The organism is Terrabacter sp. 2RAF25 (genome assembly GCF_052115265.1).
Taxonomy (GTDB): domain Bacteria; phylum Actinomycetota; class Actinomycetes; order Actinomycetales; family Dermatophilaceae; genus Terrabacter.
Map to the genome: position 1 here is coordinate 1 of NZ_JBFRGJ010000039.1, position 534 is coordinate 534.

Sequence of the window (534 nt, forward strand, 5' to 3'; positions counted from 1 at the left end):
CCTTCAGGGTGGAGCCGGCGGGCATGACATTGCCGACGCGGCCGATGATCTGGAACTCGGCAAAGGTTTTCATAAGGTTTCTCCTTTTTTGCGGGATGGGTTCGGGTTGGAAAAGAGACCTCCGGCCAAGGCCGGTTCTCCACAGGCGGCTCGCCTCCCTTCGCTCCTGGGGGGCGCGTCCGGCTCGCCGCCTGCAAGCGCCGCAGGCGGCGTGGATAACCCTTTCGGACGTGAAACCGCCCTGATAGTGCCAAGCCAGCTTAAGCTGACGTAAGGTAAATCGCTGAAAATCGACTGTTTTCTGGTAACGGAATAGTCATTTCGATGTGCGGCGCGTTTGCCGTCAATCGCATTTTCGGCCCTTCCAATCGAGATTTTCCGATGAACGCCAGAAAGACCTACCAGCTTGATCTGACCGCAAGCGAATGGAGCATGATCCTGACGGTCCTTGGTGCCTATCAGCACAATGCGGCTTACCGCGATCTTCACGGCAAGATCTCCATGCTGGCGAAGTCCACAAGCGGCGTGTCAGAA

General features: G+C 57.3%; 2 protein-coding genes. Both read left to right on the forward strand.

What is annotated here, in order from left to right:
• A partial coding sequence (locus AB4091_RS21845) for a hypothetical protein (protein ID WP_442295013.1) occupies positions 1-274 on the forward strand: 274 nt, incomplete at its 5' end.
• Between the two features lie 50 nt (positions 275-324).
• Positions 325-534 (forward strand): hypothetical protein (locus AB4091_RS21850; protein WP_442295015.1); only part of this gene is annotated, 210 nt, incomplete at its 3' end.